The organism is Nocardia sp. NPDC057227, assembly GCF_042669725.1.
Classification (GTDB): Bacteria; Actinomycetota; Actinomycetes; order Mycobacteriales; family Mycobacteriaceae; genus Nocardia; species Nocardia asteroides_A.
The window spans coordinates 1-23,450 of record NZ_JBHUXA010000035.1 but is presented as its reverse complement, the minus strand read 5'-3'; the positions used below and the strand labels follow the sequence as shown (position 1 = coordinate 23,450).

General features: G+C 73.1%; 25 protein-coding genes. 8 read left to right on the top strand and 17 right to left on the bottom strand.

Going from position 1 to position 23,450, the window contains the following annotated elements; all coding sequences use genetic code 11:
- The first annotated feature begins 7 nt into the window (after positions 1–7).
- On the top strand, positions 8–544 hold the full coding sequence (locus ACFUJ1_RS31635) for a PadR family transcriptional regulator (protein ID WP_378650979.1): 537 nt from the start codon (positions 8–10) through the stop codon (positions 542–544).
- A gap of 2 nt (positions 545–546) precedes the next feature.
- Here ACFUJ1_RS31635 and ACFUJ1_RS31630 read toward each other — a convergent pair whose 3' ends face one another.
- From ACFUJ1_RS31630 to ACFUJ1_RS31615, 4 genes are all read right to left on the bottom strand, one after another.
- Positions 547–1,278 carry a cobalt-precorrin-6A reductase gene (locus ACFUJ1_RS31630; protein ID WP_378651006.1) on the bottom strand — a complete coding sequence of 244 codons (732 nt, stop codon included), beginning with the start codon at positions 1,276–1,278 and terminating at the stop codon, positions 547–549.
- Complete coding sequence (locus tag ACFUJ1_RS31625; protein ID WP_378650978.1) at positions 1,275–1,880, bottom strand: hypothetical protein; 606 nt, start codon at positions 1,878–1,880, stop codon at positions 1,275–1,277. Before ACFUJ1_RS31625 ends, ACFUJ1_RS31630 begins: the two co-directional genes overlap by 4 nt.
- A gap of 77 nt (positions 1,881–1,957) precedes the next feature.
- Positions 1,958–3,208: a precorrin-6y C5,15-methyltransferase (decarboxylating) subunit CbiE gene (gene cbiE, locus ACFUJ1_RS31620; RefSeq protein WP_378651005.1), complete on the bottom strand. Its 1,251-nt coding sequence runs from the start codon at positions 3,206–3,208 to the stop codon at positions 1,958–1,960.
- 32 nt (positions 3,209–3,240) lie between these two features.
- Positions 3,241–3,981 (bottom strand): SDR family NAD(P)-dependent oxidoreductase, encoded by a 741-nt coding sequence (locus tag ACFUJ1_RS31615; protein ID WP_378650977.1) that lies wholly within the window; start codon positions 3,979–3,981, stop codon positions 3,241–3,243.
- Between the two features lie 60 nt (positions 3,982–4,041).
- On the opposite strand from ACFUJ1_RS31615, the gene ACFUJ1_RS31610 reads away from it, so the two are divergent.
- Positions 4,042–4,446, top strand: coding sequence for a PPOX class F420-dependent oxidoreductase (locus tag ACFUJ1_RS31610; RefSeq protein ID WP_378650976.1), 405 nt, complete (start codon positions 4,042–4,044; stop codon positions 4,444–4,446).
- 4 nt (positions 4,447–4,450) lie between these two features.
- Here ACFUJ1_RS31610 and ACFUJ1_RS31605 read toward each other — a convergent pair whose 3' ends face one another.
- Complete coding sequence (locus ACFUJ1_RS31605) at positions 4,451–5,572, bottom strand: M24 family metallopeptidase (RefSeq protein WP_378650975.1); 1,122 nt, start codon at positions 5,570–5,572, stop codon at positions 4,451–4,453.
- Positions 5,573–5,728: 156 nt separating this feature from the next.
- Here ACFUJ1_RS31605 and ACFUJ1_RS31600 point away from each other — a divergent pair, with 156 nt between their 5' ends.
- Positions 5,729–6,688, top strand: a complete 960-nt coding sequence (locus tag ACFUJ1_RS31600) for a 5'-3' exonuclease H3TH domain-containing protein (RefSeq protein WP_378650974.1) — start codon at positions 5,729–5,731, stop codon at positions 6,686–6,688.
- 121 nt (positions 6,689–6,809) lie between these two features.
- Here ACFUJ1_RS31600 and ACFUJ1_RS31595 read toward each other — a convergent pair whose 3' ends face one another.
- From ACFUJ1_RS31595 to dop, 11 genes are all read right to left on the bottom strand, one after another.
- The gene (locus tag ACFUJ1_RS31595; protein ID WP_378650973.1) at positions 6,810–7,484 is read right to left on the bottom strand and encodes a DUF4333 domain-containing protein; all 675 of its coding nucleotides are present in this window, start codon (positions 7,482–7,484) and stop codon (positions 6,810–6,812) included.
- Between the two features lie 117 nt (positions 7,485–7,601).
- Positions 7,602–10,307 (bottom strand): DEAD/DEAH box helicase, encoded by a 2,706-nt coding sequence (locus tag ACFUJ1_RS31590; protein ID WP_378650972.1) that lies wholly within the window; start codon positions 10,305–10,307, stop codon positions 7,602–7,604.
- Positions 10,308–10,310: 3 nt separating this feature from the next.
- Positions 10,311–11,264 carry a twin-arginine translocase subunit TatC gene (tatC, locus tag ACFUJ1_RS31585; protein ID WP_378650971.1) on the bottom strand — a complete coding sequence of 318 codons (954 nt, stop codon included), beginning with the start codon at positions 11,262–11,264 and terminating at the stop codon, positions 10,311–10,313.
- A gap of 88 nt (positions 11,265–11,352) precedes the next feature.
- Entirely contained in the window at positions 11,353–11,619 is a 267-nt protein-coding gene (gene tatA / locus ACFUJ1_RS31580) for a Sec-independent protein translocase subunit TatA (RefSeq protein ID WP_378650970.1), read from the bottom strand.
- Between the two features lie 93 nt (positions 11,620–11,712).
- Positions 11,713–12,693, bottom strand: a complete 981-nt coding sequence (locus tag ACFUJ1_RS31575; protein WP_378650969.1) for a helix-turn-helix transcriptional regulator — start codon at positions 12,691–12,693, stop codon at positions 11,713–11,715.
- Positions 12,690–13,685, bottom strand: coding sequence for a helix-turn-helix transcriptional regulator (locus ACFUJ1_RS31570; RefSeq protein WP_378650968.1), 996 nt, complete (start codon positions 13,683–13,685; stop codon positions 12,690–12,692). Before ACFUJ1_RS31570 ends, ACFUJ1_RS31575 begins: the two co-directional genes overlap by 4 nt.
- 24 nt (positions 13,686–13,709) lie before the next feature.
- A complete protein-coding gene (pafA, locus tag ACFUJ1_RS31565; protein WP_233018996.1) occupies positions 13,710–15,068 on the bottom strand; it encodes a Pup--protein ligase in 1,359 nt (452 codons plus the stop codon).
- Positions 15,069–15,275: 207 nt separating this feature from the next.
- Positions 15,276–16,046, bottom strand: a complete 771-nt coding sequence (gene prcA, locus ACFUJ1_RS31560; protein WP_378650967.1) for a proteasome subunit alpha — start codon at positions 16,044–16,046, stop codon at positions 15,276–15,278.
- The gene (prcB, locus tag ACFUJ1_RS31555) at positions 16,043–16,960 is read right to left on the bottom strand and encodes a proteasome subunit beta (protein WP_378650966.1); all 918 of its coding nucleotides are present in this window, start codon (positions 16,958–16,960) and stop codon (positions 16,043–16,045) included. The genes prcA and prcB overlap by 4 nt, the downstream gene beginning before the upstream one ends.
- Positions 16,957–17,151: a ubiquitin-like protein Pup gene (locus tag ACFUJ1_RS31550; RefSeq protein WP_378612451.1), complete on the bottom strand. Its 195-nt coding sequence runs from the start codon at positions 17,149–17,151 to the stop codon at positions 16,957–16,959. Before ACFUJ1_RS31550 ends, prcB begins: the two co-directional genes overlap by 4 nt.
- Before the next feature lie 104 nt (positions 17,152–17,255).
- Positions 17,256–18,755: a depupylase/deamidase Dop gene (dop, locus tag ACFUJ1_RS31545; RefSeq protein WP_378650965.1), complete on the bottom strand. Its 1,500-nt coding sequence runs from the start codon at positions 18,753–18,755 to the stop codon at positions 17,256–17,258.
- A gap of 91 nt (positions 18,756–18,846) precedes the next feature.
- Between dop and ACFUJ1_RS31540 the strand changes: the two genes are divergently transcribed.
- The 4 genes from ACFUJ1_RS31540 (at position 18,847) to ACFUJ1_RS31525 (ending at position 21,742) form a co-directional block, all read left to right on the top strand.
- Complete coding sequence (locus tag ACFUJ1_RS31540; RefSeq protein ID WP_378650964.1) at positions 18,847–20,004, top strand: DUF418 domain-containing protein; 1,158 nt, start codon at positions 18,847–18,849, stop codon at positions 20,002–20,004.
- 19 nt (positions 20,005–20,023) lie between these two features.
- Complete coding sequence (locus ACFUJ1_RS31535; RefSeq protein WP_378650963.1) at positions 20,024–20,332, top strand: DUF6412 domain-containing protein; 309 nt, start codon at positions 20,024–20,026, stop codon at positions 20,330–20,332.
- Positions 20,333–20,439: 107 nt separating this feature from the next.
- Positions 20,440–21,210: a membrane protein insertase YidC gene (gene yidC, locus ACFUJ1_RS31530; protein WP_378650962.1), complete on the top strand. Its 771-nt coding sequence runs from the start codon at positions 20,440–20,442 to the stop codon at positions 21,208–21,210.
- Positions 21,203–21,742 carry an NUDIX domain-containing protein gene (locus ACFUJ1_RS31525; protein WP_378650961.1) on the top strand — a complete coding sequence of 180 codons (540 nt, stop codon included), beginning with the start codon at positions 21,203–21,205 and terminating at the stop codon, positions 21,740–21,742. The genes yidC and ACFUJ1_RS31525 overlap by 8 nt, the downstream gene beginning before the upstream one ends.
- Here the strand turns inward: ACFUJ1_RS31525 and ACFUJ1_RS31520 are convergent.
- Entirely contained in the window at positions 21,726–22,406 is a 681-nt protein-coding gene (locus tag ACFUJ1_RS31520) for a TIGR00266 family protein (protein WP_378650960.1), read from the bottom strand. The two genes, ACFUJ1_RS31525 and ACFUJ1_RS31520, sit on opposite strands and share 17 nt — an antisense overlap.
- Before the next feature lie 206 nt (positions 22,407–22,612).
- Between ACFUJ1_RS31520 and ACFUJ1_RS31515 the strand changes: the two genes are divergently transcribed.
- On the top strand, positions 22,613–23,308 hold the full coding sequence (locus tag ACFUJ1_RS31515; protein WP_378650959.1) for a peptidylprolyl isomerase: 696 nt from the start codon (positions 22,613–22,615) through the stop codon (positions 23,306–23,308).
- Positions 23,309–23,450 lie beyond the last annotated feature (142 nt).

Here is a 23,450-nt window from a genome sequence, read left to right as displayed (position 1 = left end):
GCGCAGCATGACCGAACCCAAGCCCAAACCGCTGAACGCGACCGCGGCCTCGCTGCTCGGTTTCCTGCACGAGGGCCCGCGCTCCGGCTGGGACCTGGTGACCGAGGCCCAGCAGCGGATCGGCGACTTCTGGACCGTCACCCAGAGCCAGGTCTACCGCGAACTCGCCGCCATGGACGCCGCGGGCCTGGTCGAGAAGGGCGAGGCGGGCGCCCGCGAGCGCACCCCGTACCGCATCACCGAGGCGGGCAAGGCCGCCTTCGGCGAGTGGATCGCCCGCGACCCAGGCACCGAGACCATCCGCGTCCCGCTGCTGCTCACCCTCTCCTTCGGCGAACACCTGGACCGCTCGCACGTGGACCGCATCGTCGCCGCGAACCGCACGGTGCACCAGCGACGCCTGGACGGCTACCTCGCCGAGGACTGCCCGCCGCAGGCCCGCTACCAGCGCGCGACGCTGGAGTTCGGCATCCGCTACGAGCGCGCGGTACTCGGCTGGTTCGACGATCTGACCGCGATCCTGGACGGCCGCCCGCCGGGGTGACATCACCGCCCCCGGAGCCACTCCATCGCCTCGTCCACGTCGGCGACGACCGGCGCGCCACCGGCGGGCAGCGGGGGCCGGTCGACCACGATCACCGGGACCCCCAGCTCGCGGGCGGCGATCAGCTTGGCCTCGGTATCCGGCCCGCCGCTGTCCTTGGTGACCAGCACATCGATCCGGTGCGCACGCAGCAGCTCGATCTCGTCGTCGACGGCGAACGGCCCACGCGCGAGCAGGATTTCGTGCGCGGCGGGCAGCGGCGGGTCAGGCGGGTCGATGGCGCGGATCAGGAACCACGCCTCCGCGACACCGGCGAAGGCGGAGACGCCCTGCCTGCCGATGGTCAGGAAGACCCGGCCGCGCAGCCCGGCGGCGGCGTCGGGCAGCGAGGGCACGCGGGTCCACGAATCACCCCGCGCGGCAACCCAGCCGGGGCGACGCAGGTGCAGCAGCGGGAGCCCCGCCGCGGCAGCCGCCGCGGCGGCGTTGGAGCTCATCACGGCGGCGAACGGGTGCGTGGCATCGACCAGTACGTCGATCGCGTTGTCGCGCAGGTACTCCCGCAACCCCGCGACCCCGCCGAACCCCCCGACCCGCACCTCCCCCTCGGGCAGGACGGGCGCACGAACGCGGCCGGCGAGCGAGGACACGATATCGAGTCCCTGCTCGCCGGCCGCGTTGGAGGCGAGGCTCCGCGCTTCGGCGGTTCCGCCCAGGATCAGAACCCGGGTCAGGGCTGGCCGCTGAAGTAGGCGGCGCCCGCGTTCAGCAGGGACGGGCCGCCGGCCACGAGCAGGCCGATGACGCCGCCGATCACGGCGCCCGGGATGACGGTGACGATGCCGACCAGGCCGAGCAGGGCGCCGATGACGGCGCCGACGGCGGCACCGAGCGAGGCGCGCTGCAGCTCGGCGAAGAACCAGTCCTGCGAGGAGATGTCCTTGATGCCGCCGACCGAACCGGCGACCGGGGTCAGCGTGAGGGCGGTGCCGTCCGCGGAGACCGCGGCGCCGATGGCCACGTCCTTGTCCTGCGCCTTGCCGCTCAGCGGGATCGTGGTGACGACCTCGCCCGCCGCGTTGGTCAGGGTGACCGAGCCCTTGTCGGCGTCCAGGCTGAACGCGCCGCCGGTGACCGTGGTGACGATCGACTTACCCGCGTCGGCGAGCGCGACGGCGTAGTCGACGCCCTTGTCCTGGCCCTGCACCGAGGGCGAGGTGGCCTGCTGCTGCTCGGCGGGTGCGGCGGGGACCGGGGCCGCGTAGCCGGTGCCGGAGGCGATGCCGGTGGCGGCGGCCGCGAGCAGCGCGGTGGCGGCGAACTTGCTGTACTTCATCTGTCTCCCCATCAGGAAATCCGGTTTCCGGGTGGCCGGAACTCGGGCCCGACCCTACCCCTTCGCACCGCCGTGTTTCAGGATCCCGCTGGTAATTCGCCGGTTTTCCGGACCGTCCAGTGCGTCACCGGCAGCTGTGGCGACCACGTGGTGAACCCGCCGAGCGGCGTGCCCCGATACACCTGGTAGCGGCGCAGGGTACCGCCGTACCGCTGCGAGTTCGCCAGGAGCAGGGCCTCGGACTCGGCGGTGACCGCGGCCGCGACCAGGCGGCCACCGGTCGGCAGCGCGGCCCAGCACGCCTCCAGCAACCCGGGTTGGGTGATTCCGCCACCGACGAAAACGGCGTCCGGTGTCCCGTCCCACGGCTGGAAATCCGGGGCGGCGCCGCGCACGGCGATGCCGGGGACGCCGAGCGCGCGGGCATTGGCGGTGATCCGCTCGCGGCGGTCGGCGCGCTGCTCGAAGGTGACCGCGCGGCAGCTCGGGTGGGTGCGGCACCACTCGATGGCGATGGTGCCGGAGCCGCCGCCGACATCCCAGAGCAGCTCGCCGGGGGCCGGGGCCAGCGCGGCCAGGGTGAGCGCGCGGATCTCGGCCTTGGTGAACTGGCCGTCGCCGCCGTAGACGGCGTCCGGGAGGCCGGGGGTGCGGGTCAGCCGGAGTGCGTCGGCGTCGGCCACGGCTTCGACGGCGACGATATTGAGCGGGTCGCACGCGGGGTGCGGCCAGTCGGCGGCGGTGCCGGTGCGCAGGTGTTCGGCGGGGCCGCCGAGCTGCTCGAGCACGGTCAGCCTCGACCCGCCGAAGTGGTTGTCGCGCAGCAGCTCCGCGAGGATTCCCGGGGTGGTGCCGTCGGCGCTGAGCACCAGGATCCGGCGGCCGTCGGTGAGCTCGGGCAGCACCGTCTCGACCGGCCGCCCGACCGCGCTCAGCACCGGGACCTCCTGCGCCGCCCAGCCGAGCCGGGCACAGGCCAGCGCCACCGACGAGGGCTGCGGCCGCACCCGCAGCGCCGCGGGCCCGAACAGCCCGGCGAGCGTGCTGCCGATCCCGAAGAACATGGGGTCACCGCTCGCCAGCACCGCGACCCGCTCCCCCGCGTACTCCGCGAGCAGCCCCGGCAGCGCCGGAACCAGCGGCGACGGCCACGCGATCCGCCGCGCGGACACCTCGTCGGCGGGCACCAGATCGAGCTGCCTGGCGGAACCGAACAGCACCGCGCACTCCGCGAGTTCGGCGCGCACACCGGGCACGATCCCCGCCCAGCCGTCCGCACCGATCCCGGCGACGAGAATGGGCGCGCCGCGCCACGCCGGTTCGCGCATGCCGTGCCCATCCGCGACGAGCGGCTCGGCTCTCACCGCGGCATCCGCCGCCACACCGCCTGCGGCAGCAGCCGCGTCCCGGCGATGATCGGCCGCAGTGCGAACGGCACCCAGACCCGCGCCTTCCCCCGGTGCAGCGCGCGCACGACGGCCGCCGCGACCTGGGCGGGCGTGCTGGAGAACGGCGCCGGACTCATCCCCTCGGTCATCCGCCCGATCACGAATCCGGGCCGCACCAGCAGCAGCCGCACCCCGGTCCCGTGCAGCGCGTCCCCGAGCCCGGAGGCGAAACCGTCCAGCCCGGCCTTGGCCGAGCCGTAGACGTAGTTCGCCCGGCGCACCCGCGCCCCGGCGATCGAGGAGAAGACGACGAGCTGCCCCGACCCCTGCGCCCGCAGGAGATTCGCCAGCGTGGTGAGCACCGAGACCTGCGCGACGAAGTCGGTGTGCACGACGGCGACCGCGTGCGCCGGATCCCGCTCCGCGCGGGCCTGATCGCCGAGGACGCCGAAGGCGAGCACCGCGACCCCGATCGGCCCGTGCTCGGCGGCGGCCTTCTCCAGCAGCGCCGGGTGGCTCGCGATGTCGTCGGCGTCGAACTCGATCGCATGCACGGCGACGGCACCGGCCGCGGTCACCCGCGCGGCCTCGGCGGCCAGCTCGGCGCTGCGCCGCGCGGCGAGCAGCACGGTGCGGCCGGGCGCGAGCCGCTCCGCCACCTCGAGCCCGATCTCGCTGCGTCCCCCGAGCACCAGCACGGTTCCTTCTCCCATGCGCCCATCCTGTCAGGCACCGGGCGCGGCGCCGGAGCGCGCCCCGGCTACGGTCGTGCCATGACGACCGGCATCACGCAGCTCTCCCCCGCCGCCAGCGAATTCGTCACCGAGCGGCACCTGGCCACGCTCACCACGCTCCGTGCCGACGGCACCCCGCAGGTGACCGCGGTCGGCTTCACCTGGGATCCGGCGGCCGGGCTGGCCCGGGTGATCACCGACAACGGCTCGGTGAAGGTGCGCAACGCGCGCCGCTCCGGCTACGCCGCGGTGAGCCAGGTCGACGGCCCGCGCTGGCTCACCCTGGAGGGTCCGGCCGAGGTGCTGGACGACCCGGCGAGCGTCGCCGACGCCGAGCAGCGCTACGCCGCCCGCTACCGGGTCCCCCGGGAGAACCCGACCCGCGTGGTCCTCGTCATCCGGGTGGCGAAAGTTCTTTCCAGCCGCACCCTGCGCGACCGATAGGGGCTCAGAGCACGGTCAGACCGTGCGGCTGCTGGTTCACCGACTCGCACCCGTCCTCGGTCACCACGACGATGTCCTCGATCCGGGCGCCCCACTCCCCGGGGAAGTAGATCCCCGGCTCCACGCTGAACGCCATCCCCGCACGCAGCTCGAGGTCGTTGCCCGCCACGATGTAGGGCTCCTCGTGCACCGAGAGCCCGATCCCGTGCCCGGTGCGGTGCACGAAGGCGTCGCCGTACCCGGCGTCGGTGAGCGGGGCCCGCGCGGCGGCGTCCACCGCTTCGGCGCGCACCCCCGGCCGCACCGCGGCGACCGCGGCCGCCTGCGCCCGCTCCAGCTCCGCGATCCGCTTCGCGACCCCGGCCCGCGGCTCGCCGAGCACGTAGGTGCGGGTGCTGTCGGAGTAGTAGCCGGGCTCCACCGGCCCGCCGATATCGATGACCACCACGTCGCCGCGCTGGATCACCCGGTTGGAGACCTCGTGGTGCGGGTCGGCGCCGTGCGGGCCGCTGCCGACGATGATGAAGGCGGCCTCGGTGTGCCCCTCCTCCTGGATGGCGCGATCGATGTCCGCGGCGACCTGCGCCTCGGTGCGCCCCGCCATCAGGAAGTCGCCCATCCGGGCGTGCACCCGGTCGATGGCGGCGCCCGCCCGGCGCAGCGCCTCGATCTCCGCCTCGTCCTTGATCATCCGCAGTTCGCGCAGCACCGGGGTGGCCGAGACCGGCAGCCCGGAGAACGACTCGGCCAGCGGGATCAGGTGCAGCGCGGGCATGGCGTCGGCCACCGCGACCCGCGACCCGGCGTGCAGCGCGGAGCGGACCAGCTTGTACGGGTCGGTGCCGTCCACCCAGTCGAGCACGCGCAGTCCGAGATCGGAGACCGCGGATCCGTGCAGCGAGGCCAGCTCCAGCTTGGGCACGACCACCGCGGGGGTGGCGCCGTCGGCATTGATCACCAGGCAGGTGAGCCGCTCGAACGACTGCGCCGCCGACCCGAGCAGGTACCGCAGGTCGGGGCCGGGGGTGACCAGCAGGGCGTCCAGGTGCGCGGCGCGCATGGCCGCGACCGCCCGCTCGAGCCGGTCGCCGTAGACATCCGCCGCGAACCGCGTCTCCTCGCTCATGGAACGACCGTACCCGGCACCCGGCCGCCCCGCGTGCAACGCCCGCCGTGCAAGCGCCGAATGGAGCCGCGCGGCCGTACTCGATCCTCGCCCCGGTGCGGGCGGCCCGCGCGGCGTCACCTCCCGGTGTCGGGGATGCCGGGTACCCTTCGGCCCGTGAGCGATCCCGAACGGCCCCTGCTGCTGCTCGACGGCGCGAGCCTGTGGTTCCGCGCGTTCCACGCCATCCCGGACAAGCTGACCGCGCCCGACGGCCGCTCGGTGAACGCGGTGCGCGGCTTCACCGACATGGTGGCCTCGCTGGTCACCAAGCACACCCCGAGCCGGCTGGTGGTCGCGCTCGACCTGGACTGGCGCCCGGCCTACCGGGTCGAGCTGGTGCCGAGCTACAAGGCGCACCGGCTGGACACCGCCGCGCCGCCCGGCACCGAGGCGGTGCCGGACAAGCTGACCCCGCAGGTGGAGATGATCCTGGAGGTGCTGGCTGCGGCCGGGATCGCGACCGGCGGCGCCGATGGGCTGGAGGCCGACGACGTGCTCGGCACGCTCGCCGACCGGGAGCGCACCGACCCGGTGGTGGTGGTGAGCGGCGACCGCGACCTGCTGCAGCTGGTGCGCGACGAGCCGGAGCCGCGGGTCCGGGTGCTCTACGCCGGGCGCGGGCTGGCCAAGGCGGAGCTGTTCGGGCCTGCCGAGGTGGCGGCGAGGTACGGGGTGCCGGTGCCGAACGCGGGCCCGGCCTACGCGGACATGGCGACGCTGCGCGGCGACGCCTCGGACGGGCTGCCCGGCGTCGCCGGAATCGGCGACAAGTCGGCGGCCACGCTCATCCAGCGCTTCGGCTCGCTGGAGGCGCTGCGCGCCGCGGTCGAGGATCCGGCGGCCGACCTGGCTGCGGGGGTCCGCGCGAAACTCCGCGCCGCCGCCGACTACCTGACCGCCGCGGCCCCGGTGGTGCGGGTGGTCCGGGACGCCGACGTCGCGCTCTCCAAGGACGACGCCCTCCCCGCCGAGCCGGCGGACCCGGAGCGGCTGCGCGAACTCGCCGCGAAGTACAACGCGGAGAGCCCGATCGAGCGACTGATCAAAGCCCTGGCCGCAGCACACGCGGGCTGACCCGCGGCGCCCACCGGCGCGCCCGCTCCGGCGCGACTGCGCACCCCGGACACGACGAACCGGGCGACGCCCCTCGTCGGCGCCGCCCGGAACCACCCGGCGGAACCCGCCGGGACCGATCTCAGCTGGGGCGGCCGACCTCGTAGGTCCCGTCGTCCCTGGTGATCTTCACCTGGACCGTCTTCTGCTCACCGCTGACGTCGACGGTGCACTGGAAGACCGCGTCCACCTCGACCTTCTGCCCGGAGGGGCAGGAGACCGAGCCGACATCCTGGATGCCGTAGGAATCGCCGAGCACCTTCTCGACGCCGTCCTGCACGGCGGCCTGGTCCAGCTTGTCGGTCGCGGTGACGGCGAGGACGAGCGCGACGATCAGCCCGACGACGACGAGCCCGCCGACGACGAGCCCGATCAGCAGCCCCTTGCCCTTGCCACCCTGCTGCGGCTGCTGGGGCTGCCCCCATTGCTGCTGCGGCTGCTGCCCCCACGGCTGCTGGGGCTGCCCCGGCTGCGGCTGCTGCCACTGCGGCTGGGACTGCTGCGGCTGCTGCTGGCCCCACGGCTGGGACTGCTGCGGCTGCTGCCCCCACTGCGGCTGCGACTGCCCCCACTGCTGCTGCGGTTGCTGCGACTGGTCACCCCCGCCCCACTGCTGGGTCGGCTGGGCCTGCGAGGGAGGCTGACCGGTCCACTGCTGCGTCGGCTGCGCGCCGCTCACCGGTTGCTGTCCACCCCACTGCTGGGTGGGATCGTTGCGTCCCTGGTCGGGGCCGCTCGGTCCGTACGGGCCGCTCATCCAGTTGCCTCCACTCGCATCGTTGTACACACGGTAGCCCCCCGTGCGCGACCCGTCGCATGGCGACGGCTGCGTACACGGTCGGTACGCGAGGAAATCAAATCACACACGGTTCGGTCACGCGGCGTCCACGGCGACGACACCCCGCCGGATGGCCCGCACGGCCTTGGCCGCGGTCGCCGCCAGCTCGACGTCGTCGGCGGTGCCGTGGATCTGGTCGAGCAGATCGATCACCTGCCTGCACCAGCGCACGAAATCACCGGCGGAGAGCGGCGAGCTCTGCTCGCCACCGGCCAGCAACGCGTCGGCCAGCCCGTCGCCGCGCGCCCAGAGGTAGACGGTGCCGACGAAACCGGGGTCCGGCTCGCGGGTGGGGGCGAGCCGGTGCGCGGCCTCGTCGGCGCGCAGCTCGGTCCAGACGGCGAGCGTGGCGTTCAGCGCCCGCCGGATCGGCTGGGTGGGCCCGGCCGCCCCGATCAGCCCGACCTCCTGCCGCGATTCGTACACCAGCGCGGAGACCACCGCGGCCAGCTCGGCCGGGCCGAGCCCGCGCCAGCTGCCCTGCCGCAGGCACTCCGAGACCAGCAGGTCGCTCTCGGTGTAGATCCGGGCCAGCCGCCTGCCGTCCGCGGTCACCTCGCCGTCGGCGACGTATCCGCGTTCCGCCAGCAAACCGACGATCCGGTCGAAGGTGCGGGCCAGCGAGTTGGTGGTGGCGGCGACCTGCTGCCGCATGGACTCGGTCTCCCGCTCCAGCCGGCTGTACCGCTCCCCCACCCGGCACAGCTGCTCGCGGTCCGGGCGGTGGTGCGCCGGGTGCGCGCGCAGCGTGCGGCGCAGGGTGGCGAGCTCGCGGTCGTCGGCGGCGTCGGCCCGGTTGCCGTTGCGCCTGCCCCGGCCCGGCGTGGCGATGCCGGTGCTGCGCAGCGCCGACGCCAGGTCCCGGCGGGCCCGCGCGGTGCGGTGGTCGACCCGGCGCGGCAGCCGCATCCGGCCGAGCGCCTCGGCGGGGGTCGGGAAGTCGGCGACCGAGACCCGCCCCGCCCACTTGTCCTCGGTGAGCACCAGCGGGCGCGGGTCGCCCGGGGTGGCGTCCGGCTCCAGGATCACCGCGAGCCCGGCCCTGCGCCCGGCGGGAATGGCGACCACGTCACCCCGCTGCAGCGCGACGAGCGCGTCCGCGGCGGCGCCGCGGCGGTCGGCCCTGCGCTGCTGGTTGAGCTGCCGCTCGCGCTGCGTGATCCGCTCGCGCAGCTGGATGTACTCGAGCATGCCGCCGCCCGCGCCGCCGAGCTGGTCGCGCAGCTTGGCGAGCTGCCCCTGGTTGCGCTCGATGCCGCGGACCAGCCCGACCACCGAGCGGTCGGCCTGGAACTGCGCGAACGACCGCTCCAGCAGCTCGCGCGATTCCGCCGCGCCCATCCGGTCGATCAGGTTGATCGACATGTTGTAGCCCGGCCGGAACGAGCTGCGCAGCGGGTAGGTGCGGGTGGAGGCGAGCCCGGCCACCGCGCTGGCGTCGACCTGCGGCTGCCAGAGCACCACCGCGTGCCCCTCGACGTCGATGCCGCGCCGCCCGGCCCGGCCGGTGAGCTGGGTGTACTCGCCGGGGGTGAGCTCGGCGTGGCTCTCGCCGTTGAACTTGACCAGCCGCTCCAGCACCACGGTGCGGGCGGGCATGTTGATGCCGAGCGCCAGCGTCTCGGTGGCGAACACCGCGCGCACCAGGCCGCGCACGAACAGCTCCTCGACGGTGTGCCGGAAGGCGGGCAGCATGCCGGCGTGGTGCGCGGCGAGCCCGCGGTGCAGCGCCTCGCGCCACTCCCAGTACCCGAGCACCTCCAGGTCGCCGCGCGGCAGGTCGCCGGTGTGCCGCTCGATGATCCGGTCGACCTCCTCGAGCTCGTCCTGGCGGCCGAGGTCGAGCCGGGAGCGCACGCACTGCGTCAGCGCGCCGTCGCAGCCTGCCCGGCTGAAGATGAAGGTGATCGCCGGGAGCAGCCCCTCCTCGTCCAGCTGGGCCAGCACCTCGGGGCGCGGCAGCGGGCGGAAGTCGCGGCGCTGCCCGCCGCCGCGGCCGCGCGGGGCGCCCCAGTTGTTCATCCGGTCCGTGCTCTCCCGCTGCCGGATGTAGCGCACCAGATCCTCGTCCACGATGATCTTCTGCTCGCTGGACGAGGTGTCGAACAGGTCGAAGAGCCTGCGCCCGACCATCACGTGCTGCCAGAGCGGGACCGGCCGGTTCTCGTCGACGACGACGGCGGTGTCGCCGCGCACCGTCTCCATCCAGGCGCCGAACTCCTCGGCGTTGCTCACCGTCGCGGAGAGGCTGACCAGCCTGACCTCCTGGGGCAGGTGCAGGATGACCTCCTCCCAGACCGCGCCGCGGAACCGGTCGGCCAGGTAGTGCACCTCGTCCATCACGACGTAGGAGAGCCCGCGCAACGCGTCGGAGGAGGCGTAGAGCATGTTGCGCAGCACCTCGGTGGTCATCACCAGCACCGGGGCGGTCGGGTTCACCGACTGGTCGCCGGTGAGCAGCCCGACGCTCTCGCGGCCGTGCCGCTGCACCAGGTCGGCGAACTTCTGGTTGGAGAGCGCCTTGATCGGCGTGGTGTAGAAGCACTTGCCGCCGGAGGCGAGCGCGAGGTGGACGGCGAACTCGCCGACCACGGTCTTGCCCGCGCCGGTCGGCGCGCAGACGAGCACGCCGTGCCCCGCCTCCAGGGCGGCGCAGGCATCCCGCTGGAAGGGGTCGAGCGCGAAGGAGAGGTGAGCGGCGAAGCGTGCCAATTCGCCTGTCAGCGACCGATCGTGTGTCACTCCTCAGAGCGTATCGGAGTAGTCCGACACCGAGCGCGGAGTTTTTCCGGCCTTCGTGACCGGGGCCGCGGCGTCGACGCCGGACGGCCCGTCGATGGACGAGGCCTCCTCGTCGTCGAGCGCGCCGAGCCCCTCCGCGCTGTCGCGGCGGGCCCTGCGGCCGTCGTTGAACCGGGAGATCTGCACCGCGACCTCGAAGAGCACCGTCAGCGCCAGCGCCAGCGCGAGCATGGAGAACGGGTCCTGCGGGGTGACGATGGCGGCGAAGACGAAGAGCCCGAAGACGATGCCGCGCCGCCAGGCCTTGAGCTTGACGTAGCTGAGCACGCCGACCAGGTTCAGCCCGATGATCAGCAGCGGGAACTCGAAGCTGACACCGAAGATCACCAGCAGCTGGATGATGAAGCCGAAGTACTGCGAGCCGCTCAGCGCGGTGATCTGCACATTGTCGCCGATGGTGAGCAGGAAGCTCAGGGCGTGCGCGACGACCACATAGGCCAGCACCGCGCCGGTCACGAAGAGCAGGGTGCCGGTGACGACGAAGCTCACCGCGTAGCGCCGCTCCTTGGCGTACAGCCCCGGGGTGATGAAGGCCCAGATCTGGTACAGCCAGATCGGCGCGGAGAGCACGATGCCCGCCGTCATGCCGACCTTGAGCCGCAGCATGAACTGCTCGAACGGCGCGGTGGCGAGGAGCCGGCAGGCGCCGTCCTGGGTCAGCGCGGCGCGCGCCTCCGGCGGCAGCGAGCAGTAGGGGCCGCGCAGCAGCTCGCCCAGGCTCTCCAGCCCGAAGAAGGAGTGCGAGTACCAGAGGAAGCCGATGACGGTGCCGAGTGCGACGGCCGCGATCGCCTTGAGCATGCGGCTGCGCAGTTCGTGGAGGTGCTCGACCAACGACATGGTGCCGTCGGGGTTCGTCCGGCGCCGGCTGCGCCGCGGATCGAACGGGATTCGCATGATCGGTGAGGCCCCTGGCCGGTCGCGCGGCGCGGCACCTGCCGGCTGCGTCGTGGATGCGGAGTGGTGCGGGCGCGCCTTCGCCCGGTCAGAGCGACTTGGACTGCGTCGTCGGCTCGGTGACCGGCGCAGGCTGCGGCGCGGCGGCGGGCAGCTGCTGCGTCGGCTCGGCGGCCTGCTGCTGCGGCGCCGCCTGCTGGTTCCCGCTCTCGTTCTGCATCTGGCTGACCTCGCTCTTGAAGATGCGCAGCGAGCGGCCGAGGCCGCGGGCGGCATCGGGCAGCCGCTTCGCACCGAAGAACATCACGAAGAGCGCGGCGATGATCAGCCAGTGCCAAATGCTCAGACTGCCCATTGTTCTACCTCCCGAAGCTGTGGTAGGTCCGATGCTACCGGACCCGGATACTCGAGACCGCGTGTTGCGGTCAGCATTTGCAGGCGACCGCCATCAGATCGGCGATTCGGTCAGCCCCGCCTCGGCGTACGCGGCGAGCGCGGCGGTCGAGCGCTCGCGCACCGCGGCGACCAGTTCGGGCGGCCCGAGCGCGGTCACCCCGGAGCCGAAGCCGAGCAGCAGCCGCGCCATCCAGTCCAGGGTGGCGAAGCGCATGGTGGCCTCCAGCCCGCCGTCCGGGTTCGTGCGCACCCGGTGCATCGGGTACTGGTCGAGCACCCACGCGTGCTCGGCGCGGATCAGCAGCCGGGCCAGCGGCACCGACGGGTCGTCCTGGAAGAGGTCGAGCCCCGCGGCCCGGTCGGTCGCGTCGCGCGGCGGCGCGGCGGGTTCGTCGAGCTCGACGGCGGCCTCGATCCGGTCGAACCGGAACAGCCGCACCCCCTCGGCCTGCCTGCACCAGGCCTGCAGGTAGCTGTTGTCGTCCACCAGCACGATCCGGATCGGGTCGACCACCCGCTCGGCGACCTCGTCCCGGCTGGCCGAGTAGTAGACCAGCCGCAGCGCGCGCCCGTCGGCCAGCGCGGCGCGCACGGTGGCGACCTCGGGCGGCTCCACCGGCGGCTCGGCGCCGGGCAGCACCGAGGGCGCGGGCGCGGCGCCGGTGATCGCCGCCTCCAGCTTGGCGATGGCGGCGTAGGCGGCGCTCGGGTCGACCATGCCGGGCATGTCCACGATCGAACGCAGCGCCACCAGCAGCGCGGTCGCCTCGGTGGAGGTCAGCCGCAGCGGGCGGTCCATGCCGGCGGAGAAGGTGACCTCGATGCTCTCCTCGGAGAAGGAGAGGTCGATCAGGTCGCCGGGGCCGTAGCCGGGCAGCCCGCACATCCAGAGCTGGTTCAGGTCGCTCATCAGCTGCTTGGTGGTGACGCCGAGGTCGGCGGCGGCCTCGGCCGCGCTGATCCCGGGGTTGGCGATCAGGTACGGCACCATGTTCAGCAGCCGGGCGAGCCGCACGGAGAGCCTGCTGGTCACAGCGCCACCTCGGTGCGGTCGAGGACCGAGCGGAGCCGGGCGACCACATCGGCGCGCAGCTCCTCCGGCCCGATGACCAGCGCGTCCGCGCCGAGCCCGGTGATCAGCCTGGCCAGCCAGCCCAGGGAGCGCACCGGCAGCTCCACCACCTCGCCGGAGCGGCCGGCGAATTCCTTCGTCCCGGTCACCGTGCCGCGCCTGCGCAGCTCGCGGCCGCGGCCGTCGGCCACCCACACGGTGGCGGTGCCGACCACCGGGGAATCCTCGGTGACCCGGCCGACCACCTCGCGCAGGTCGACGCCGTCCGGCTTGCGCACCGTGTTCTCCGGGCCGTACGCGGTGATGTCGTCGCCGATCCGGGAGAGCCGGAAGGTGCGGACGGCGTCCCGGTCGAGGTCGTGCCCGACCAGGTACCAGCGGCCCCGATGGGTGACGACGCCCCACGGCTCGACGTCGCGCATGAGAAAGGGGGCGTTGAACCGGGCCCGGTGCTCGAAGCGCACCGCGCGCCCGGCGTCCACCGCGGCGAGCAGCTTGTTCAGCACCGGCTCCGAGCCGCGGGTGCGGGCGGGGACGGCGGGCACCGAGGCGATGGCGGCGTCGGTCTCGACGTGCACGCCCGCGGCGCGCAGCTTGAGCAGCGCGCCCTCCGCCGCGGCGGCCAGCTCCGGCGACTCCCACATCTGTACGGCGACCGCGACGGCCGCCGCCTCCTCACTGGTGAGGTCGATCTCCGGCAGCTCGTAGGCGTCCCGGTTGATCCGGTACCCCTCCACCGAGGTGAACCGGCCGACCGGCCCGACCTCCAGCGGGATGCCGAGATCGCGCAGCTCGTTCTTGTCCCGCTCGAACATCCGGCTGAACGCTTCGTCGCTGGCCGAGTCCTCGTACCCGGCGACGCTCGTCCTGATCCGCTCGGCGGTGAGGAACTGCCTGGTCGACAGCAGCGCGATGACCAGATTCATCAGCCGTTCGACCTTGGATATCGCCACCCGATAGAGGGTAATGGACGGCCGTCACATGGATGCGATGAGCCGATCCACGCGCTCGTCCACCGAGCGGAACGGATCCTTGCACAGCACGGTGCGCTGGGCCTGGTCGTTCAGCTTGAGGTGCACCCAGTCGACGGTGAAGTCGCGCCCGGCCTCCTGGGCGGCGGTGATGAAATCGCCGCGCAGCTTGGCCCGGGTGGTCTGCGGCGGGGTCTCCACCGCGGCGTCCACCGCCTCGTCCTCGGTGACCCGCTTGGCCAGCCCCTTGCGCTGCAGCAGGTCGAAGACGCCGCGGCCGCGCTTGATGTCGTGGTAGGCGAGGTCCAGCTGGGCGATCTTGGGGTCGGAGAGCTCCATGCTGTAGCGGTCCTGGTAGCGCTGGAAGAGCTTGCGCTTGATCACCCAGTCGATCTCGGTGTCGACCTTGGCGAAATCCTGCGCCTCCACCGCGTCCAGGGTGCGGCCCCAGAGGTCGACCACCTGGTCGACCTGCGGGTCGCGGTCGCGGTTGCGCAGGTGCTCGACGGCGCGGGCGTAGTACTCGCGCTGGATCTCGAGCGCGCTGGCCTGCCTGCCGCCGGCCAGCCGCACCGGGCGGCGGCCGGTCAGGTCGTGGCTGACCTCGCGGATGGCGCGAATCGGATTGTCCAGCGCGAAGTCACGGAAGGAGACGCCCGCCTCGATCATCTCGAGGACCAGCGAGGCGGTGCCGACCTTCAGCATCGTCGAGGTCTCGGCCATGTTCGAGTCGCCGACGATGACATGCAGCCGCCGGTACTTCTCCGCGTCGGCGTGCGGCTCGTCGCGGGTGTTGATGATCGGGCGCGAGCGGGTGGTCGCCGAGGAGACGCCCTCCCAGATGTGCTCGGCGCGCTGCGACAGGCAGAAGGTGGCCGCCTTCGGCGTCTGCAGCACCTTGCCCGCCCCGCAGATCAGCTGCCTGGTGACCAGGAACGGGAGCAGCACGTCGGAGATCCGGGAGAACTCGCCCGCGCGTACGACGAGGAAGTTCTCGTGGCAGCCGTAGGAGTTGCCCGCGGAGTCGGTGTTGTTCTTGAACAGGTAGATGTCACCGCCGATGCCCTCCTCGGCGAGCCGCTGCTCGGCGTCGATGAGCAGGTCCTCCAGCACCCGCTCGCCGGCCCGGTCGTGCGTCACCAGCTGGGCGAGGCTGTCGCACTCGGCGGTGGCGTACTCCGGGTGCGACCCGACGTCGAGATACAGCCGGGCGCCGTTGCGGAGGAACACGTTGGAACTCCGGCCCCAGGAAACCACCCGGCGGAACAGGTACCGGGCTACCTCGTCGGGGGACAGCCGACGGTGACCGTGGAAGGTGCACGTGACACCGAACTCGGTCTCGATCCCCATGATTCGTCGCTGCACTCCATCGACATTACAGCTCTTTACGCCGGTGGCGGGGCTGTCGGCGGAAGCCCGTTGCCTACGTTCTCGCAACGATGCCCGGCTCGGGCCGGGTAAAGAACGCCGGGAGCCCCCCGGGACACGAAAAATTTCCGGTGCGGAAGGGGTTCGCGACGGACGCCAGGGAACGCGCCGCGAGCCGTCGGCCCGTGGCGCGTTCCCTGTGCGTCAGGAGGGGGAGCCGTTGCCCTCGGTGGGCTTCGGATCTCCCTCGGGGGCGGATTCCGCGGTGGCGGAGAGCAGTTCCTGCAGCGCGGCGTCGGCGATCCGGCGGAAGGTGCGGCGCGGCCGCGCCTGCTCGAGGCTGGCGACCTCGAGCGAGCTGACGCCGAGCACCCGCTTCTCCTTGTCGGCGCTCTCCGGCTGCCCGGCCTGCAGCGCGTTCACCGCGACCCGGACCGCGGCGGCCAGGTCGAGCCCGGCCCGGTAGGACTCCTTGAGCGCGCTGACGATCGGCTCCGTGGTACCGCCCATGACGACGAACTCGCGCTCGTCGACGATCGAGCCGTCGAAGGTGACCCGGTAGAGCACCGACTGCGGGTGCTGCTCCGGGTAGCCGACCTCGGCAACGCAGAGCTCGACCTCGTACGGCTTGAGCTGGTCGGTGAAGATGGTGCCGAGCGCCTGGGCGTAGGCGTTGGCCAGCGCCCGGCCGGTGACGTCGCGCCGGTCGTACTGGTACCCGCGGACGTCGGCCTGCAGGATGCCCGCCCGCCGCAGGTTCTCGAACTCGTTGTACCGCCCGACGGCCGCGAAGCCGATCCGGTCGTACAGCTCGCTGACCTTGTGCAGCGTGGCGGAGGGGTTCTCCGCGACGAACAGCACGCCCTTGTCGTAGACCAGCACGATCACGCTGCGCCCGCGGGCGATGCCCTTGCGCGCCAGCTCGGTCTTGTCCCGGACGATCTGCTCGGCGGAGGCGTAGTACGGCAGGGTCATGCCCCGGAGCTCCCTTCCCCGGCATTGCGGCCGGCCCCGTCCTCGATCGCGGCCCGGCCGGCGACCGTCTCGGCGGCCTCCCGGTCGGCCACGATCGCCCGGGTGATCTCGACCAGACGGTCCTCGGTCACCTCGGCGGCGCCTTCGGCGTCGATCACGACCGCGGTCGGGAAGATCCCGCGGATGAGATCGGGCCCACCGGTGGCGGTGTCGTCGTCGGCGGCGTCGAAGAGCGACTCCACCGCGATGCGCAGCGCCCGCGTCTGGTCGATGCCCTTGGCGTACAGCTTCTTCAGCGACGACTTGGCGAAGGTGGAGCCGGAGCCGACGGCGGCGTACCCGAAGCGCTCCTCGCTGCGCCCGCCGACCACGTCGTAGGAGACGATGCGGCCCGCGCGGTCGGCGTTGGTGGCGTGCTCGTCGAAGCCGACCAGCATCGGCACCACCGCGAGCCCCTGCATGGCGGCGGGCAGATTCTCCCGCACCATCTTGGAGAGTTTGTTGGCCTTGCCGTCGAAGGTGAGCGAGACGCCCTCGAGCTTCTCGTAGTGCTCCAGCTCGACGGCGAAGATGCGCACCATCTCGACCGCGAGCCCCGCGGTGCCCGCGATGCCCGCCGCCGAGAACGAGTCGGTGATGTGCACCTTCTCGATGTCCCGGCTGGCCAGCAGGTTGCCCATGGTGGCCCGGCGGTCGCCCGCGATGAGCACGCCGCCGCGGAAGCTGACCGCGACGATGGTGGTGCCGTGCGGGGCGAGCTCCGACGCGCCGGTGCCACCGGCAATGCCGGTGGCACCGATGGACGCGGTGAAGCCGTTGCCGGGCAGCAGCTCCGGTGCGTTCGCGCGCAGATGGTCGGTGAACGACGAAGTCACGTACCCCAGGGTGAGGCGCGACGGGTCACCTGCTGTCACTGGCCGCCCTTCTGCACGTACGCGCGGACGAAGTCCTCGGCGTTCTCCTCGAGCACGTCGTCGATCTCGTCCAGCAGGTCGTCGGTCTCCTCCGCGAGCTTTTCGCGGCGCTCCTGGCCTGCGGCCTCGGCGCCGTCCTGGCCGTCGTCGTCGCCACCGCCCCCGGTGCGCTTGGTCTGCTCTTGTGCCATGGCAGCCGACCTCCCTCTTCCTCGTCACGGCCGTAGCCGCCTCCGCACTGTGCGTGCGCGTGTCTCAACACTACCCAGCCCCGCCGACAGCAGGGACCTTTTACCTACGTGGTGAGCTGCTCCACCAGGTCGGCGGCGGTCTCGACGCCGTCGAGCAGCTTCCCGACGTGCGCTTTCGTGCCGCGGCGCGGCTCCAGCGTCGGGATTCGGACCAGCGAGTCGCCGCCCAGGTCGAAGATCACCGAATCCCAGCTCGCGGCGGCGATATCCGCGCCGAACCGGCGCAGGCACTCGCCGCGGAAGTAGGCGCGGGTGTCGGTGGGCGGCTCGGTCATCGCCGCCAGCACCTGCTGCTCGGTGACCAGGCGCTTCATCGAACCGCGGGCCACCAGCCGGTTGTACAGCCCCTTGTCCAGCCGGACGTCGGAGTACTGCAGGTCCATCAGGTGCAGCTTGGGCGCGGCCCAGCCGAGCCCCTCGCGGCTGCGCATGCCCTCCAGCAGCCGCAGCTTGGCCGGCCAGTCCAGCAGGTTGGCGCATTCCATCGGGTCGCGCTCCAGCAGGTCGAGCACCATGGCCCAGTTCTCGATGATGTCGCGCACCCGCGGGTCGTCGTCGCCGGTGTGCTCCACGAAGGCCGAGACCCGGTCCAGGTAGATCCGCTGCAGCGCGAGGCCGGTGAGCTCGCGGCCGTCCTGCAGCGCGACGGTGGCGCGCAGCGTCGGGTCGTGGCTGATGGTGTGCACGGCGGTGACCGGGCGGGCCAGCTGCAGGTCGGAGAGGTCGGCGCCGCTCTCGATCAGGTCCAGGACCAGTGCGGTGGTGCCGACCTTGAGGTAGGTGGACATCTCGGCCAGGTTGGCGTCGCCGATGATGACGTGCAGCCTGCGGTACTTGTCGGCGTCCGCGTGCGGCTCGTCGCGGGTGTTGATGATGCCGCGCTTGAGCGTGGTCTCCAGCCCGACCTCGACCTCGATGTAGTCGGAGCGCTGGGACAGCTGGAAGCCGGCGTGGTCACCGGACTGGCCGATGCCGACCCGCCCGGAGCCGGTGATCACCTGCCTGGAGACGAAGAACGGGGTGAGCCCGACGATGATCTGGTTGAACGGGGTGGCCCGGCTCATCAGGTAGTTCTCGTGGGTGCCGTAGGAGGCCCCCTTGCCGTCCACGTTGTTCTTGTACAGCTGCAGCCGCGGCGCGCCGGGAACGCTGGAGGCGTGCCGCGCGGCGGCCTCCATCACCCGCTCCCCCGCCTTGTCCCAGATCACCGCGTCCAGCGGGTCGACGACCTCGGGTGCGGAGAACTCCGGGTGCGCGTGGTCGACGTAGAGCCGGGCGCCGTTGGTCAGGATCATGTTCGCCGCGCCGACCTCGTCGGCGTCGATGACCGGCGCCGGGCCGCTCATCCGGCTCAGGTCGAAACCGCGCGCGTCCCGCAGTGGCGACTCCACCTCGTAGTCCCAGCGCGTGCGCTTGGCGCGGGGCACACCCGCCGCCGCCGCGTAGGCCAGCACGGCCTGGGTGGAGGTGAGGATCGGGTTGGCCGACGGCTCGGTGGGGGTCGAAATGCCGTACTCGACCTCGATTCCGATAATGCGCTGCATCCTTCGAGCGTAGGCGACCGAGACCGATGTCATCCCGAGGGTCGTTCTTCCGGCGGATGGGGGGAGGCGCGCCGCGCGCGATGGTAGAACCATGACGGAGACGGATTCCCCGCGCCACGCGGCCGCGAACCCGGCGCACCGCCTGGTGGCGCTGGACGTGCTGCGCGGCATCGCGATCCTGGGGACGCTCGGCACCAATATCTGGATCTTCACCGATCCGGACGGGCTGCTCGGCTACCTGCACGGCCTCGGCGACGCCGGTTGGGCCGAGCGGGTGCTCCAGCAGCTCACCCAGGGCAAATTCCTCGGGCTGCTGACCGTCATGTTCGGCATCGGGCTCGCCATCCAGCAGCGCTCCGCGCGGCGCGGCGGGCGGCGCTGGCCGGGCCGGTATCCGGTGCGGGCCGGGCTGCTCTTCCTGGACGGCCTGGTGAATTTCGTCTTCCTGGCCGAGTTCGACGTGCTCACGGGGTACGCGCTGACCGGGCTGATCGTGGCGTACCTGCTGGCCACGAGCGAGCGGGCGCGGCGCCGGTGGCTGCTCGGGGCCGTGGCGGCGCACCTCGCGCTGCTCACGCTGATCGCGGTCGCGCTGGTCGCCGCGGGGCCGGGCAGCCGGGGCACCGTCGCGGCGAACCCGTACGCCGACGGCTCGTTCCTCGAGCTGGCGGCGTTCCGGCTGCAGAACGCGGCGGCCTTCCGCACCGAGACGCTCGTCATACTCCCGCTCTCGATCGCGCTCTTCCTGCTCGGCGCGCGGCTCTTCCGGGCGGGGGTGTTCGAGCCGGAGGGCGCGCCGCTGCGCCGCCGGTTGCTGCTGCTCGGGTTCGGGATCGCGGCGCCGATCGACCTGATCGCCGGGATCGGGATCGGCGGGAACGCGGTGCTCCTCACCCGCTACGGCACCGCGCCGCTGGTGGCGCTCGGCATCCTGGCGCTGGTCGCCGAGCTGTACCTGCGCCGTCCCGAACCGGGGTTCGCGGGCAGGCGGCTGGCCGAGGTGGGCCGCACCGCGCTGAGCTGCTACCTGCTGCAGAACCTGCTGGCCTCGGTGCTCTGCTACGGCTGGGGGCTCGGGCTGGCGGCCCGGGTCGAGCCCGCGGCGCGGGTGCCGTTCACCGTCGGGGTCTACCTGGCCGTCGCGCTCGCGGTGCTCGGCTGCGCGCACCTGTGGCTGCGGCGCTTCCCGCGCGGTCCGGTGGAGTGGTTGTGGCACAGCGGATACCGCGCGCTCACCGGCGAACGCTGAGCCGCCGTACACTGTGCGCATGCTCTCCGACCACCGTGCGCTGCCCGCGATTCTCGCGGCGCTCTCCGCGGTGGTCGTACTCGTCCTGCCCGCCGGGCTGAACTCGCCCGCTCCGCAGGCCGCGGTACAGGTCGCGGCGGTGCTGGCGGCCGCGCTGGTGGTGGCGCTGCTGGTCACCCGCGGTGACCGGACCCTGCTGCTGCCGATTCCGCGCACCGGCCCCCCGCCCGCCGCGCAGCAGCGCAGGCGCGGCGACTTCCTGCGCCAGAGCAACCCCGGCACCCCCGGTCGTCCGCGGCCACGGGCACCCGGCGCCGCGCGCGCCTGAGCGGTCTTCCCGGCCCCTCGGCGCTCGCTGTCGTCCGAAATCCGCCCGTGCGCCCAGCGCACGTGTTCGTGAGGGGTGTCCCCATGCTCGACTTCGTCTATTTCCCCGTGTCCGCCCTGCTCCTGGCCGGCCACACCGCCACCGCCGCCCTGCTCGGCAGCTCACTCGCCTGGATCGCCGCGGTGGTACTGCTGGTGATCGCGGTGCGCGCGGCGCTCTACCCGGTGGTCCGCAAGCAGGCCATGCGCTCGGTCACCATGGACCGGCTCCGACCAGCGGTGGAGAAGATCCGGCGCACGCACACCGACCCGCAGCGGCAATCCGTCGAGCTGCGCAACCTGTACGCCGAGCACGACGTCCGGCTGTTCGGCGGCTTCCTGCCGATGCTCGGGCAGGCGCTGCTCTTCCTCGGCCTCTTCCACGTGCTGCGCTCGTTCGACCGCACCGCGGCGGCGGCGCTGCCCTTCGGCAGTACCGCGCACCCGCTGAGCCCCGAGGTGAACGCCGCCACCGCGAACTACCTGCTCGACCCGGGCCACGTACGCGCGTTCCTTGAAGCCGACCTGTTCGGCGCCCCGCTCTCGGCGGCGCTCGCAGGCGCGGCCACCCCGCTGACGATCGCGCTCGTCGCCGTCCCGCTGGCGCTGCTCGCGGCGGTCGCGGCGCACGTCACCGCGCGGATGACCCTGCGCCGCGGGGCGGGGCGGCCGAGCCTGCCCGGGCTGCGGCCGCTCACCCTGTGGGTGCTGCCCGGCACCGCGCTCGCCGGTGCGGCGCTGCTTCCGGTGATCGTGCTGGTGTATCTGGCGACCAACGCCGCCTGCACCCTGGCGCTGCAGTTCCTCGCGTACCGCGGGCTACCCTCGATCGGTGGCTGATGGAGCGGGAGCCGAGCTGATCGCGGTGTACGACGCCGAGGGCCGGGCCACCGGCAGCGCCGAGCGGGCCACCGTCTACCGGGAGGGGCTGTGGCACGCCAGCGCGGGCGTGCTGGTGCGCTCGGGCGACGGCCGCCGGGTCTACGTGCACCGCAGGACCGACAGCAAGCTGGTCTTCGCGGGGATGCACGACTGCCTGGCGGGCGGCGTGGTCGGGCCGGGCGAGGCCCCGGCCCGCACCGCCGAGCGGGAGCTGGCCGAGGAGCTCGGCATCGTGCTCGCGGGCGGCGTCGGGGCGCGCCCCGCGGCCAGGGTCTCCTGGGACGGGCGGTGGCGGGGCGCGCCGATGCGCTGCCACCTGTTCGCCTACCTGGTGCACTGGGACGGCCCGATCCGGCACCAGCCGGAGGAGGTCGCCGACGGCTGGTGGTGGACCGACGCCGAACTCCGCGCACACCTCGCCGATCCGGCCTGGCCCTTCGTCCCGGACACCAGGCTGCTGGTGGACGACCTGCTCAGGTCGCCGAGCTGACCGACCCGGCCCAGGCCGCGAAGGCGCCCGGGTTGCGGGTCTGCAGCAGCACCCGGCCGGGCCCGACGAAGTCGAAGACGAAGCCCTCGCCGGACTTCAGCGACTGGATCGAGCGCCCGGAGACCGCGCGCCGGATGGTGAAGCTCATCGCCAGGTCGTAGGCGACGACGTGCCCGGTGTCGATGGTGATCGGCTCGCCCGGCTGCAGGTCGATGATGTCGATGGCGCCGAAGACGCCGACCACCACCTCGCCGTCGCCGTGCGCGCGCAGCCCGAAGCCGCCCTCGCCGCCGAAGAGGTTGGCGAAGCCGCCCCACTTGCTCTCCACCTGCACCGCGTGCGAGTTCGCGATCCAGCCGCCGCGGCTGATGAAGTACGGCCGGTCCTGGGTGATCTGCAGGTTCAGCACGTCACCGGGGAGCGCGGGCGCCACGTCGACCCAGCCGCCCTGCTGCGGCGCGGTGAAGGTGGAGACGAAGAACGACTCGCCGGCCAGCACCGACCGCTTCAGCCCGGCCAGGATGCCGCCCTCGGCCTTGGCCTGCAGCGCGACCCCCGCCGAGTGCGCGACCATGGCGCCGCTCTCCACCCGCATGGGCTCGCCGCCGGCGAGGAAGCACCGCGCGACGGCGGAGGCTGGACTGTGGCGCAGTTGTACCTTCATGGTCGGCGACCCTACCGCCCGGCGGCAGCACCGAGGCGGGCCAGCGCCTCCGGTGTCCCCGGATCCCGGATGCGGCGGGCACGGCGGCAGCGTACCGCTGCGATCGGGCACCGGTCCCGGCGAAGCACGGCGCCGCGACCGGGTGGGATGGCAAGATGCGGGCCGCATCGATCGACCCCGCGACACCCCGAAAGCGAGCACGCCCGGTGAGCTGCGTTCCGCCGCCCGTTTCCCCCGCGTCCCCCCGGCCCGCGCCGGGCCGACCCCGACTCCGCGCCGCCCTGCTGGCCGCGCCGCTGCTGGCCGCGCTGATCAGCGCCGCGCCCGCCACCGCGATTCCCGTCCCCGCGCTCTGCGTCCTGCCCGGCCCCGCGACCCCGACCGGCCAGCAGTGGCAGGCCGAGCCGCCGCTCACCGTCGAGCGGGCCGCCTACGTCGCGACGCTGAACACCACCTGCGGCCCGCTCACCCTCGAGCTGGACGCCGCCGCCGCGCCGCGCACGGTGAACTCGTTCGCCTTCCTCGCCGCGCAGAAGTACTTCGACCACACCGCCTGCCACCGGCTCACCACCGATGGCATCTTCGTGCTGCAGTGCGGTGACCCGACCGCCTCCGGCACCGGCGGCCCCGGCTACAAGTTCCCGGACGAGAACCTGGCAGGCGCCGTCTACCCGGCGGGCACCGTGGCCATGGCGAATGCCGGGCCCGGCACCAACGGGAGCCAGTTCTTCCTGGTCTACCGCGACTCCCAGCTGCCGCCGAGCTACACCCCGTTCGGCCGCGTCACCGCCGGGCTCGACCTGCTGAACGGCATCGCCGCGGCGGGCGTCATCGGCGGTGGTGGCGACGGCGCCCCCGCCGTCCCGGTGGTGCTGGACAGCGTCACGGTCGCCAAGGCCTGATCGGCGCTGCCCGTGCCCGGCGGCGGTTCCGGCCGCGCATTCGGCCCGGGCGGCGGCCTCCCCCGCTTCCGGCCGTCGACGACAGTGGGCCGCGAACCCCCGGGGGGGCGGGCCCCCGGGGTGGAGGGCCACAGGCCCAACC